Raw genomic sequence first — 13,398 nt, forward strand, 5'->3', positions numbered from 1 at the left:
CACGGACCGCGCCGGGGAGGGATTCAGTCCTTGAGTCCCTCGAAGGTGACGCCGGTCAGTTCCTCGGACGCGGCCCAGAGCAGCTCCCCCGCGCGGTCGTCGCGGGTCCAGGGGGCCCGCCAGGACGGTGCGGGCGAGCCGCGCCACATCGCGAAGGACGGCCCGACGAAGGTGTCCGGCGCCACGTCCGGGGCGGTGGCCGCGTAGAGGCTGGGCAGCGCGCCGGCTTCGGCGCTCTGCGCGAGGACGCGGTTGCCGAGTTCCATGAGCCGCTCGGCGCCGCGGCGTCCCTCCATGCGGGGCCCGGCGGTCTGCAGGTTGGTGGAGGCGTAGCCGGGGTGCGAGGCGGCGGCGACGACGCCGGATCCGGCGCGCGACAGCCGCCGTGCCAGCTCGTGCGTGAAGAGGAGGTTCGCGGACTTCGACCGTGCGTAGGCGATCCACTTGCGGTAGGGCTGCCGGTCGTTGTTCAGGTCGTCGAGGTCGATGGTGGAGAGCGCGTGGACCATGCTGGAGACGGTGACGATCCGGGCGCCGGGGGTGTCGGCGAGCAGCGGGTGCAGCAGCCCGGTGAGCGCGAAGTGCCCGAGGTGGTTGACGCCGAACTGGGTCTCGAACCCGTCGGCGGTGCGGCCGGGCGGCAGCGCCATGACCCCGGCGTTGTTCACGAGCAGATCGAGCCGCTCGTACGTCCGGGCGACGCCGGCGGCGAACTCCCGCACGGAGTCCAGCTCCCCGAGGTCCAGCCGCAGGAACGCGACATCCGCGCCGGGCACGTCGGCCACGATCCGGTCCCCGGCCTCGGCCCCCCGCTCGGCGCTCCGACAGGCCAGCACGACCCGCGCCCCCTGCCGGGCCAACTCCCGCGCGGTCACATACCCGAGCCCGCTGTTGGCCCCGGTGACGACGGCGGTGCGCCCTCGCTGCCGGGGGACGTCCTGAGCGGTCCAGCGGGGCATGGGGGCTCCTTCGGGGGGACGGGGGTTTCCAGCCTAGGGGGGACGGCGGCGGGACGCGGAACACCCCGAAGGGGCGGCACCCCCGCACAGGGTTGCCGCCCCTTCGGGTCGGACGCCGGAGCCTCGCCGGCCGGTGAGGGTCAGTCGCCGGCGGGGTTCCGGGGTTCTAGCGGTGGTCGCTGCCCTTCGAGCTGGAGGCCGCTCGGCCCGCTTCCAGGCGGGCGACGGGGATGCGGAAGGGGGAGCAGGAGACGTAGTCGAGTCCGACCTCGTGGAAGAAGTGGACCGACTCGGGGTCGCCGCCGTGTTCGCCGCAGACGCCGAGCTTCAGGTCGGGGCGGGTCGCGCGGCCGGCCTCCACCGCGGACTTCACCAGAGAGCCGACGCCGTCCTTGTCGATGGTCTCGAAGGGGCTGACGCCGAAGATGCCCTTCTCCAGGTACGCCGTGAAGAAGGAGGCCTCCACGTCGTCGCGGCTGAAGCCCCACACCGTCTGGGTGAGGTCGTTGGTGCCGAAGGAGAAGAACTCCGCGGCCTCGGCGATCTGTCCGGCCGTGAGCGCGGCCCGCGGCAGCTCGATCATCGTGCCGATCGCCAGCTTCAGCTGCACGCCGGTGGCGGCCTCGACCTCGGCGATGACCTGGTCGGCCTCCTCGCGGACGATCTCCAGCTCCTGGACGGTGCCGACGAGCGGGATCATGATCTCCGCGCGCGGGTCGCCCTTGGCGTTCCTGCGCTCGGCGGCGGCCTCCGCGATGGCCCGTACCTGCATGGTGAACAGGCCGGGGATGACGAGGCCGAGGCGCACACCGCGCAGGCCCAGCATCGGGTTCGCCTCGTGCAGGCGGTGCACCGCCTGGAGCAGGCGCAGGTCGTTCTCGTTGGCGTCCTTGCGGGACTCGGCGAGCGCGACCCGCACCGACAGTTCGGTGATGTCCGGCAGGAACTCGTGCAACGGCGGGTCCAGGAGACGGACCGTCACCGGGAGGCCGTCCATCGCGGAGAACAGCTCCACGAAGTCCTTCTTCTGGAGCGGCAGGAGTGCCTTCAGCGACTCCTCGCGCTCGGCGTCGGTGTCCGCGAGGATCAGACGCTCGACCAGCTCGCGGCGGTCACCGAGGAACATGTGCTCCGTGCGGCACAGACCGATGCCCTGGGCGCCGAAGCGGCGGGCGCGCAGCGCGTCCTCGGCGTTGTCGGCGTTGGCGCGTACGCGCAGGCTGCGCTTGCGGTCGGCGAAGGCCATGATCCGGTGGACGGCCTCGACCAGCTCGTCGGCGTCGTCGGCGCCGGCGTGCATCCGGCCCTCGAAGTACTCGACGACCGGGGACGGGACGACGGGGACCTCGCCCAGGTAGACCTTGCCGCTCGACCCGTCGATCGAGATGAGGTCGCCCTCCTCGACGACGTGCCCGCCGGGCACGGTCATCCGGCGCCGCTTGGTGTCGACCTCCAGCTCCTCGGCGCCGCAGACACAGGTCTTGCCCATGCCGCGGGCGACGACGGCCGCGTGGGACGTCTTGCCGCCGCGCGAGGTCAGGATGCCCTCGGCCGCGATCATGCCGTCCAGGTCGTCGGGGTTCGTCTCACGGCGGACCAGGATGACCTTCTCGCCGGAACGGGACCACTTCACCGCGGTGTACGAGTCGAAGACCGCCTTGCCGACCGCGGCGCCCGGCGACGCGGCGATGCCCCGGCCGACCTGCTGGATCTTCGCGTCCTCGTCGAAGCGCGGGAACATCAGCTGGGCGAGCTGGGCGCCCGTCACCCGCTGGAGGGCCTCGGCCTCGTCGATGAGTCCCTGGTCCACGAGCTGGGTGGCGATGCGGAAGGCCGCGCCCGCGGTGCGCTTGCCGACGCGGGTCTGGAGCATCCACAGCTGGCCGCGCTCGATGGTGAACTCGATGTCGCAGAGATCCTTGTAGTGGTTCTCCAGGGTCTCCATGATCTGCATGAGCTGGTCGTACGACTTCTTGTCGATCGACTCCAGCTCGGCGAGCGCGACCGTGTTGCGGATACCGGCGACGACGTCCTCGCCCTGCGCGTTCTGGAGGTAGTCGCCGTAGACGCCCTGGTGGCCGGAGGCGGGGTCGCGGGTGAAGGCGACGCCGGTGCCGGAGTCGGGGCCGAGGTTGCCGAAGACCATCGAGCAGACGTTCACGGCGGTGCCGAGGTCGTGCGGGATGCGTTCCTGGCGGCGGTAGAGCTTGGCGCGCTCGGTGTTCCAGGAGTCGAAGACCGCGTGGATGGCGAGGTCCATCTGCTCGCGCGGGTCCTGCGGGAAGTCCCGGCCGGCCTCGGTCTTGACGATCCTCTTGAACTTGGTGACGAGCTTCTTCAGGTCGGCCGCTTCGAGGTCCGTGTCGACCGCGACCTTCTTGAGGTGCTTCGCCGCCTCCAGCGCCTCCTCGAAGAGGTCGCCGTCCACGCCGAGGACCGTCTTGCCGAACATCTGGATGAGGCGGCGGTAGGAGTCCCACGCGAAGCGCTCGTCGCCGGCCTGCTTGGCGAGGCCCTGGACCGACTTGTCGGAGAGGCCGATGTTCAGGACGGTGTCCATCATGCCGGGCATGGAGAACTTCGCCCCGGAGCGGACCGACACCAACAGGGGGTCGTCGGCCTGGCCGAGCTTCTTGCTCATCTTCGCCTCAAGGGCGTCGAGGTGTGCACTCACCTCGTCACGCAGTGCCGCCGGCTCCTCGCCACTGTCGAGGTACGTCTTGCACGCCTCGGTGGTGATGGTGAAGCCGGGCGGTACGGGAAGACCCAGGTTGGTCATCTCGGCGAGGTTGGCACCCTTGCCTCCGAGAAGGTCCTTGAGTTCCTTGTTGCCCTCGGTGAAGTCGTAAACGAACTTCACTCCGCCGACGCCGCTGTCGCCGCTCTCAGCTACGTGGGGATCTTTGTTTTCCGACACGAGTCTCGACTCCTCGACGTCGCGGTGGCTGCCCTGACGAGGGGGAACATACCCAGATCGAAGGCGCGTGGGTACGTCCACTTGCGCGTCATGCGCCTGTAACCACCCGTCCGCCACCAGATCGAAAGTCAAGGCTTGGCAAGCCATACGGCGCCGGTGTTTTCACTTCTTGAACGCATCAACGCCCGTAGACCGGTCAACGCGCTCAGGTGAGCACCCCTCGACACGTCTGAGTTTAATCGATGAACGATCAGAGGGTGGCACTGAGTGCCACCCCTTAGGGAAGTGCAGTCGCCCACGATCCGCTCATCTGAGCAATGACCCCCTCAAGGGTGGCGAGAATCACGCCCCGCGGGGCGGCCCGGTTCCATCATGCGGACCACGATCCGGACAGGGACACGCCGGTCACACGCCGAGCGCCGCGAGCCGCTCCTCGGCGCGCTCCGGTGCGTAGAGGTGCTCCACGACGAGCGCCCCGGCGCCCACCAGCGCGGCCCGCTCCCCGAGCCGTGAGGTCACCACGTCCAGATGAGCGGTGGAGCGGGGCAGCGCCCGCTGGTAGAGCAGTTCGCGCACGCCCGTGAGGAAGGGCGTTCCGGCCAGGTCTCCGGCGATCATCAGCACACCCGGGTTGAGCAGGGTGACCACGGTGGCCAGGACGTCCCCGACCTGCCGGCCCGCCTCCCGGGCCAGGGCCATCGCCTCGGGGTGACCGGCCGTCAGCAGATCCCGCACGTCGGAGCCGGAGGCCGCCCGCACACCCGCCTCGGCGAGCCGACGCGCCACCGCGCCACCGCTGGCGACGGCCGCGAGACAGCCGTACGAGCCGCACCGGCAGGGCGCGTCCGCGCCGACCCGGATGTGCCCTATGTCGCCGGCCCCGCCGTCCACCCCCCGGTAGACGGCGCCACCGACGACCATGCCCGCGCCGATACCGGTGGAGACCTTGACCAGGGCGAACGCCGAGCAGTCCGGGTAGCCGGTGCGCTGCTCCCCGTACGCCATGAGGTTGGCGTCGTTGTCGACGAGCACGGGGACGCGGGCGCAGCGGTCGGTGCCCGCGTGCTCGGCGAAGGCGCGGGCCAGCCGGCCCCGGATGTCGTAACCGTCCCAGCCCGGCATGATCGGCGGCTGCACCACGCGCCCGGTGTCGATGTCGACCGGTCCCGGCACCGCGAGCCCTATGCCGCAGACGGCGTCGGCGCCCCGGCCGGACTTCACCAGCAGTTCGGCGAACCAGCGCCCCAGTTCGCCGAGCACCGCCTCGGGCCCCTCGTCGATCACCAGGAGGCCCGCGTGCTCGGCGAGGATCTCGCCGGTCAGGGTGACCACGGCGGCCCGGGCGTGCCGGGTGTCGAGGTCGGCGGTCAGGACGACCGCGTGCGCGTCGTCGAACTCCAGCGTGATGGAGGGGCGGCCGCCGAGCGGTGAGTCGACCGGTCCGCCGGCGCCCTCGCGGAGCCAGCCGGCGCGGAACAGCCGGTCCAGGCGCTGGCCGACCGTGGCCCGGGACAGGCCGGTGGCCTGCTGGAGCGCGCCACGGGTGGTCGCCCGCCCACTGCGCACCAGTTCGAGCAGCTGTCCGGCGCTTGCCTGGTTCACGGTCCTCGCCGCCCTTCCGGTCATGCGCACCCCCTTGCGTTCCTCAACTCTGCATTACATATTGAGTTTTGCGTGTTAAATAGACGTAACCCTACGGTAGCTAGTGCCGAACTGGTCGGACGGACGTCTTCGGGGAGACCTGAGTGGACAGCACAACCCAGCTCACCGCCCTGCGCAGGGGACTCACCGCCCCCTTGCGCCCCTCCGGCACTCCCGTGCACGCCTCCGGCCCGCCCACTCCGCCCGGTCCGGGCGGAATCGCCCGTACCGGACCACTTGTATACGATCCCGCGGGGCCGTCGGGTTCCCTGCACCTCAGGGCGTCCCGGGTGCTGGACGGCAACTGGACGGGAACGTCGACGGTGCCCTCGCGCGGTCTGTACCCGCACCAGTGGTCGTGGGACTCCGCGTTCGTCGCGATCGGACTGCGTCATCTGTCCCCGCTGCGGGCGCAGACGGAGCTGGAGACCCTGCTCGGCGCGCAGTGGGCCGACGGGCGTGTCCCGCACATCGTGTTCAACCCCTCCGTCCCGCTGGACGCGTACTTCCCGAGCCCCGACTTCTGGCGCTCCTCGACCGCGGGCCGCGCGGCGGGCGCCCCGCGCACCGTACAGACGTCGGGCATCGTGCAGCCACCGGTGCACGCGCTCGCCGTGTGGCTGGTGCACCGCGCGGACCCCGGGCTGTCGCGGGCCCGTTCGTTCCTCCCCCGGATGTACCCGCGGCTGGCGGCCTGGCACCGCTATCTCCTGCACCGCCGGGACCTGGGCGGCGGCGGACTCGCCAGCGTGGTCCACCCCTGGGAGCAGGGCATGGACAACAGCCCGTGCTGGGACGCGCCGCTCAGCCGCGTGACCCCCGCGCCCGCCCGCTCCTTCCGCCGCGCGGACCTCGCCCACGGCGCCCCCGAGGACCGGCCCACCGACCTCGATTACGGGCGGTACGTGCGCCTCGCCGCCGACTACCGCGACCGCGGATACGCCGACGGGGGCGGCCAGTTCGCCGTCGAGGACCCCGCGTTCAACGCCCTGCTGATCGCCTCCGAGCACGCGCTGGCCGAGATCGCGCAGGAACTGGGCGCGGCGGGCACCGCACGCCACGCGCGAGCCGAGCGGCTGACGGCAGCCCTGGTGGACCGGCTGTGGGACCCGGCGGAGGGCCTGTTCTTCTGCCGGGACGAGCGCGGCGGCCCGGACGGCCGCGGCAGCGGGCCGATCCCCGAGCGCAGCGTCGCGGGACTGCTGCCCCTCATCCTGCCGACGCTGCCGCGCGAGATCGCCGCCAGGCTCGTACGGACCGCGAGCGGCCCGCACTTCGCGCTCGGTGGCGCCGCGCGCCTCGCGCCCAGCTACGACCTGACCGGCGACGCCTTCGACCCGCACCGGTACTGGCGGGGCCCGGCCTGGTTCAACACCAACTGGCTGCTGGAGCGCGGGCTGCGGCTGCACGGGGAGCACGGACGGGCGGACGCCCTGCGGACCGCCCTGCTCGACACGGCCGGGGAATCGGGGTTCGCCGAGTACGTGGACCCGTACACCGGCGAGGCCTGCGGAGCACTCGGGTTCAGCTGGACGGCGGCACTGGCCCTCGACCTGCTGCACTCCACCGGCGGGCCGCAGCCGGTCGGGGCCGAGGCCGGGCACGGCACGTCGGTGAACACGGCACACAGCACGGGGTTACCGAGCGCGTACGACGCCGGGACGGGCGCCGAGGGAGGGGACCGGGGATGACGGAACGACATCATCTGCTCGTGCACGGGGGGACGTTCGCCGCCGTGGACGACGGAGGGGACATCAGCGGTGTACGGGGCGGCACGTCCCCGGACGGACTGTTCGTGCGGGACGCACGGCACCTCAGCCGGTGGCAGCTGACGGTGGACGGGGCGGTGCCCGAGGCGCTCACCCCGGTCGCGGACGGCGACACCGCCCGCTGCGTACTGGTCCCGCGCGGCGGCCGCAACGAGCCGCCCGCCTACACCCTCTTCCGTGAACAGGCCGTCGCCGAGGGCGCGTTCGTGGAGGCGCTGCGCGTCACCAGCAACCGCCCGACGCCCACCACGGTCCGTATCGCGGTCACCGCGGACGCCGACTTCACGGACCAGTTCGAACTGCGCTCCGACTACCGGACGTACGCCAAGACCGGGGTCGTCCGGCAGCGTCAAGTCCTCGACGACGGAGTCGAGTTCAGCTACCGGCGCGGGGAGTGGCGGTCCTGTACGACGGTCACCTCCGAACCCGCCCCGGACGGCGTCGAGGAGACCGGCACGGGCGCCCGCCGCCTGGTGTGGGCGCTGGATCTCGAACCGCACGGCTCCGCGGAGCTGGCGCTGCGCGTCGCGGCCCGTCCGCACGGCGCCGCGCACGCGCCGAGCGTGCCCGCCTCCCCCGCCGCCGCGAACGAGCGACTCCTCGCGCTGGAGGGCGAGTTCGCGCAGGGCGTGCCCTTCCCGACCGGCTGGCCCGAGCTGGCCGCGGCCTGCGCGCGGGGTCTGTCCGACCTCGCCGTGCTCCAGGTCCCGGCCCGCGGCCCGGACGGCGAGGAGCTGCGGGTGCCGGCCGCCGGAGTCCCCTGGTTCCTCACCCTGCTGGGCCGGGACGCCCTGCTCACCTCGCTCTTCGCCCTGCCCTACCGGCCGCAGCTCGCCGCCGCGACCCTGCCCGCGCTCGCCGCGACCCAGGCCGTCGAGGTGGGGGCGGACACGGTCGCGCAGCCCGGCAAGATCGTGCACGAGGTGCGGCACGGCGAACTCGCCCACTTCGGGCAGGTTCCGTACGGCCGCTACTACGGCTCGGTGGACGCGACTCCGCTGTTCCTGGTGCTGCTCGGCGCGTACACGGAGCAGACCGGCGACGCGTCCCTCGCCCGCAGGCTGGAGTCCAACGCCCGTGCGGCGATCGGCTGGATGCTGGACCACGGCGGGCTGACCTCGCGCGGCTATCTCGTCTACCGCGCGGACGGCGGCGGCCTCGCCAACCAGAACTGGAAGGACTCCCCCGGCGCGATGTGCTCGGCCGACGGCAGCCGTCCGAGCGGGCCGGTGATGGCCGCGGGCGCGCAGGGGTACGCGTACGACGCGCTGCGCCGCACCGCGCATCTCGCCCGGACCGTCTGGGACGACGAGGTGTACGCGGCGCTTCTGGAGCAGGCCGCCGCCGACCTGCGCGACCGCTTCCAGCGGGACTTCTGGATGAGTGAACACGCCTTCCCCGCGCTGGCGTTGGACGGTGACGGCCGGCACGTCGACGCGCTGGCCTCGGACGCGGGCCATCTGCTGTGGTCGGGGCTGCTCGACAAGGAGTACGGCGAGCTGGTGGGCCGCCGGCTGCTGGAGCCGGACTTCTTCTCCGGCTGGGGCGTCCGCACCCTCGCCTCGGGCCAGTCGGCGTACCACCCGCTGTCGTACCACCGCGGTTCGGTGTGGCCGCACGACAACGCGCTCATCACGCTGGGGCTCGCCCGGTACGGCCTGCACGACGAGGCCCGGACGGTGGCCCACGGGCTGGTGGACGCGGCGACGGCGGCCGGCCACCGGCTGCCCGAGGTCCTCGCGGGCTACGACCGGGAGACCCACGCCGAACCGGTGCCGTATCCGCACGCCTGCGTCCGGGAGTCCCGCTCGGCGGCGGCTCCCCTGGCGCTGCTCACGGCGGTCGGCGGCGCCTGAGGTCCACCGCGGGGGCGGGGGGACGCGCGGGCCGGCGGGGGCCGGTCCGCGCACCGCCGTGCTGTGCGGGGCGGTGCGCGGAGGCGGGGGTTTCGTGCCGAGTGCGCGGAGGCGGGGGTTTCGCGCCGAGTGCGCGGCGGGCCGTCCGGGCGCGGCTGCGGCGCGGGCCGTGAGCGCCCGCTGTCGTACCCGGGTCCCGGCGGGCCCGGCGGGCTGTCCGGGCCAGGCGGGGAGCCGTGAGCCCGGTCCGGTCCCGTCCGGTCCGCGAGGGCCGGGCGTCCCCGGACGGGGCGGTGGGCGCCGCGGCCGGTGAACCGTGCCCCGCGGCCGGGGTTCAGCCGCCGGAGGTGTCGAGTTCCGCGTCCTCGCCGACGCCCGCGCAGTCGTAGGGGTCCTTCAGCCAGCCGTCCGGCAGGACGACACGGTTGTTGCCGGAGGTGCGACCGCGGGGGCCGTCGGCGCCGGCGGGCCACTCCTGGTCGAGGTCCAGCTCGGCGAGCCCGTCGGAGAGTTCGGCGAGCGAGGAGGTGATCGCGAGGCGCTTGCGCATCTCGGAGCCGACGGAGAAGCCCTTCAGGTACCAGGCGACGTGCTTGCGGAAGTCGATGACGCCGCGCGCCTCGTCGCCGATCCACTCGCCGAGCAGGGTGGCGTGCCGGACCATGACGGCCGCGACCTCGCGCAGCGTCGGGCGGGCGTACTCCTCGCGGCCCTCGAACGCGGCGACCAGGTCGCCGAACAGCCAGGGCCGGCCGAGGCAGCCGCGGCCCACGACGACGCCGTCGCAGCCGGTCTCGCGGACCATCCGCAGCGCGTCGTCGGCGGACCAGATGTCGCCGTTGCCGAGGACGGGGATCTCCGGCACGTGCTCCTTCAGCCGGGCGATGGCGTCCCAGTCGGCGGTGCCGCCGTAGTGCTGGGCGGCGGTCCGGCCGTGCAGGGCGATCGCGGTCACGCCCTCCTCGACCGCGATGCGTCCGGCGTCGAGGAAGGTGATGTGGTCGTCGTCGATGCCCTTGCGCATCTTCATGGTGACGGGCAGGTCCCCGGCGCCGCTGACGGCCTCGCGGAGGATCGCGCGCAGCAGGTGACGCTTGTACGGCAGCGCGGAGCCGCCGCCCTTGCGGGTCACCTTGGGGACCGGGCAGCCGAAGTTGAGGTCGATGTGGTCGGCGAGACCTTCCTCCGCGATCATGCGGACGGCCTTGCCGACGGTGGCGGGGTCGACGCCGTACAGCTGGATCGAGCGGGGCGTCTCACTCGCGTCGAAGTGGATCAGCTGCATGGTCTTCTCGTTGCGCTCGACCAGCGCCCGCGTCGTGATCATCTCGCTGACGAAGAGACCCTTGCCGCCGCTGAATTCCCGGCACAGGGTGCGGAACGGCGCGTTCGTGATGCCCGCCATGGGGGCGAGGACGACGGGCGGCTGCACCTGGTGGGGACCGATCGACAGCACGGAGTTCACGGTGGACGTGGGCGTGGGCATTCCCCCATTGTGGCGTACGGCGCCGGGTGCCCGCACAGAAGATCGTGTAGAGGTCATTAGTTAGACACACTATCGACGTCGGCGTACTCTGGCTGAATGCCTGAGCTCAGCCACCGCCACCGCATGCTGGTGCTCGCGATCTGCTGCATGAGTCTGCTGATCGTGAGCCTCGACGTCACCATCCTGAACGTCGCCCTCCCCTCGATGCAGAGGGAACTGCACGCGAGCGTCGCGGGCATGCAATGGACGATCGACGCGTACACCCTGGTGCTGGCCTCTCTGCTGATGCTCGCGGGCTCCACCGCCGACCGCATCGGCCGCCGCAAGGTCTTCATGGCGGGCCTCGTCCTGTTCACCATCGGCTCGGTCCTCTGCTCCCTGGCCCCGAGCCTCGACACCCTCATCGTCTTCCGGATGATCCAGGCCGTCGGCGGCTCGATGCTCAACCCGGTCGCGATGTCGATCATCACGAACACCTTCACCGACCCCCGCGAACGCGCCCGCGCGATCGGCGTGTGGGGTGCCGTCGTCGGCATCTCCATGGCCGCGGGCCCCCTCGTCGGCGGACTGCTCGTCGACACCGTCGGCTGGCGCTCCATCTTCTGGATCAACCTGCCCGTCGGCCTCGCCGCCCTCCTGCTGACCCTGCGCTTCGTCCCCGAGTCCCGCGCCCCCAAGGCCCGCCGCCCCGACCCGGTCGGCCAGCTCCTCGTCATCGCGCTCCTCGGCTCCCTCACCTACGCGATCATCGAGGCGCCCACCTCCGGCCTCGCCCACACCCTCGCCTTCGGCGCGATCGCCCTCGCCGCCCTGCTCGGCCTCCTGTGGTACGAGCCCCGCCGCGACGAACCCCTCATCGACCTGCGCTTCTTCCGCTCGGCCCCGTTCAGCGGCGCGACCGTCATCGCGGTCAGCGCGTTCGCCGCCCTCAGCGGCTTCCTGTTCCTGTCGACGCTCTACCTGCAGAACGTCCGGGGCCTCGACGCCCTGCACGCGGGCCTGTGGATGCTGCCGATGGCGATCCTGTGCTTCGTCTGCGCGCCCGTCTCGGGACGCCTCGTCGGCAGCCGCGGCCCCCGCGTGTCCCTGCTGATCGCCGGCGTCGCCATGACGATCAGCGGCGTCCTGTTCGCCGCGTTCGAGGCCGAGACGTCGAACGTCACCCTCGTCATCGGCTACGTCTTCTTCGGCCTCGGCTTCGGCTTCGTCAACGCCCCCATCACCAACACCGCCGTCTCCGGCATGCCCCGCACCCAGGCCGGCGTCGCCGCGGCCGTCGCCTCCACCAGCCGCCAGATCGGCGGCACCCTCGGCGTCGCCGTCATCGGCGCAGCCCTCGCCTCCGGCATCCAGGCCTCCGCCTACCGCGCCACCTTCGTGTCCGCCGCCCGCCCCGGCTGGTGGATCATCACCGCCTGCGGCCTCGCCGTCCTCGTCCTCGGCGCGCTCACCAGCGGACGCTGGGCCCGCGGCACCGCCGACCGCACCGCCCGCCTGCTGGAGGCGCCGGAGGTGGCGGAACCGGTGAGCGTCCGGGCCCAGGACAGCACGGCCGCCTGACCCCGGACAGCACGAGACCCGGACGGCAAGGGGTCGGACGGACGGCGAGGGGCCCGGACAGAAGGGCGCCCGGGGCCGTTCACCGTCCTGGGCGGCGCAGGTCGGCCGTGGTCGGGCCGCGCCTCGCCGTCACGCGGCCCCGGACTCCCCGGCCTCGGCCTCCAGGGCGATCTCGTGAAGCCGCTCCAGCCGCCGACGGCTCTGCTCGTCGGCCGGCGGATACGTCACCATGCGCGCGCCCTGCGCGGGCGCCAGCCACAGGTCGGTGTGATCGACCGTGACGAGACCGACGTACGGGCTGACGAACTGCTTCGTCTTGCCGCGCGCGCTCACCACCTCGTACCGCTCCCAGATCTCACGGAACTCCGCCGACTCCGTCCGCAGCCGCTTCACCAGCATCTTCCACGCCGGCTCCCCCAGATGCCCGGCCATCGACACCCGCAGCCGCGCCGCCATCAACCGCATCGCCTCGTCCAGGAAGACGATCGACTCCCGCCACTCCGCGTTCGTGTACGCGAGCACCAGACAGTTGCGGTCCGCGGGCGGCACCGTGTCGAGGTCCCGCATCATCAGCCGGGCGTACGTGCGGTTGTACGCCAGGATGTCGTAGCGGCTGTTCTGGATGCACGCCGGTACGGGCTCCAGCTGCCGCAGCATCAGACGCAGCGCCGGCGTGATCCCCGAGCACTGCGCGGCCGGCGACGGATCCACGGCACCGGCCAGCTGGAAGAGATGCGCGCGCTCACCGGCGTCCAGCAGCAGCGTCCGCGCCAGCGCGTCGAGAACCTGCTCGGACACCTGGATGTCCCGCGCCTGCTCCAGCCACGTGTACCAGGTGACCCCCACCGCCGAGAGCTGCGCGACCTCCTCGCGGCGCAGCCCGGGAGTACGCCGCCGGCGCCCCCGGGGCAGTCCCACCTGCTCGGGCGTGATGCGCTCACGGCGGCTGCGCAGGAACGTCGCCAGCTCGTGCCGCCGGATCTCGCTGCCCCGCCCCGCCGCGGCACCCGCCGACACCGCCTGCCCGGGAACGCCCTCGCCGGTCCCCGCGGGACCCGCCGGACCCGCCGGAACAGGAGCGACTCCGCCCGGCACCCGGGCCACCCCGGTGGACCGTGCCCCCGCCGAACCCGTGGTCGCGTCCCGTGCCATCGTCGTCATGCCTCCAGCCTGCCGCTCACCGCAGCCTGTTGCCAGGTACTCCTTCTAC

Annotated in this window: 8 protein-coding genes; 3 read left to right on the top strand and 5 right to left on the bottom strand. The window is 72.6% G+C overall.

Annotated features, from left to right (window positions below; genetic code table 11):
* Positions 1 to 23: 23 nt before the first annotated feature.
* From B0675_RS02965 to B0675_RS02975, 3 genes are all read right to left on the bottom strand, one after another.
* The gene (locus tag B0675_RS02965; protein WP_081217163.1) at positions 24 to 959 is read right to left on the bottom strand and encodes an oxidoreductase; all 936 of its coding nucleotides are present in this window, start codon (positions 957 to 959) and stop codon (positions 24 to 26) included.
* Positions 960 to 1,125: 166 nt separating this feature from the next.
* Positions 1,126 to 3,876: a pyruvate, phosphate dikinase gene (ppdK, locus tag B0675_RS02970; RefSeq protein ID WP_081217164.1), complete on the bottom strand. Its 2,751-nt coding sequence runs from the start codon at positions 3,874 to 3,876 to the stop codon at positions 1,126 to 1,128.
* 405 nt (positions 3,877 to 4,281) lie between these two features.
* Positions 4,282 to 5,502: an ROK family protein gene (locus tag B0675_RS02975; RefSeq protein ID WP_081217165.1), complete on the bottom strand. Its 1,221-nt coding sequence runs from the start codon at positions 5,500 to 5,502 to the stop codon at positions 4,282 to 4,284.
* Between the two features lie 233 nt (positions 5,503 to 5,735).
* Here B0675_RS02975 and B0675_RS02980 point away from each other — a divergent pair, with 233 nt between their 5' ends.
* Positions 5,736 to 7,208, top strand: coding sequence for a hypothetical protein (locus B0675_RS02980; RefSeq protein WP_241539890.1), 1,473 nt, complete (start codon positions 5,736 to 5,738; stop codon positions 7,206 to 7,208).
* Positions 7,205 to 9,142: a glycogen debranching N-terminal domain-containing protein gene (locus tag B0675_RS02985; RefSeq protein WP_081217167.1), complete on the top strand. Its 1,938-nt coding sequence runs from the start codon at positions 7,205 to 7,207 to the stop codon at positions 9,140 to 9,142. Before B0675_RS02980 ends, B0675_RS02985 begins: the two co-directional genes overlap by 4 nt.
* A 334-nt stretch (positions 9,143 to 9,476) precedes the next feature.
* Here B0675_RS02985 and dusB read toward each other — a convergent pair whose 3' ends face one another.
* Entirely contained in the window at positions 9,477 to 10,628 is a 1,152-nt protein-coding gene (gene dusB / locus B0675_RS02990) for a tRNA dihydrouridine synthase DusB (RefSeq protein ID WP_081217168.1), read from the bottom strand.
* A 96-nt stretch (positions 10,629 to 10,724) separates the two neighbouring features.
* Here dusB and B0675_RS02995 point away from each other — a divergent pair, with 96 nt between their 5' ends.
* Entirely contained in the window at positions 10,725 to 12,188 is a 1,464-nt protein-coding gene (locus B0675_RS02995) for an MFS transporter (RefSeq protein WP_081217169.1), read from the top strand.
* 129 nt (positions 12,189 to 12,317) lie between these two features.
* Here B0675_RS02995 and B0675_RS03000 read toward each other — a convergent pair whose 3' ends face one another.
* A complete protein-coding gene (locus tag B0675_RS03000) occupies positions 12,318 to 13,340 on the bottom strand; it encodes a helix-turn-helix transcriptional regulator (protein WP_107482745.1) in 1,023 nt (340 codons plus the stop codon).
* Between the last annotated feature and the right edge of the window lie 58 nt (positions 13,341 to 13,398).

Origin of the sequence: Streptomyces sp. M41(2017) (assembly GCF_002078175.1) — a bacterium.
In the GTDB taxonomy this organism is placed as follows: domain Bacteria; phylum Actinomycetota; class Actinomycetes; order Streptomycetales; family Streptomycetaceae; genus Streptomyces.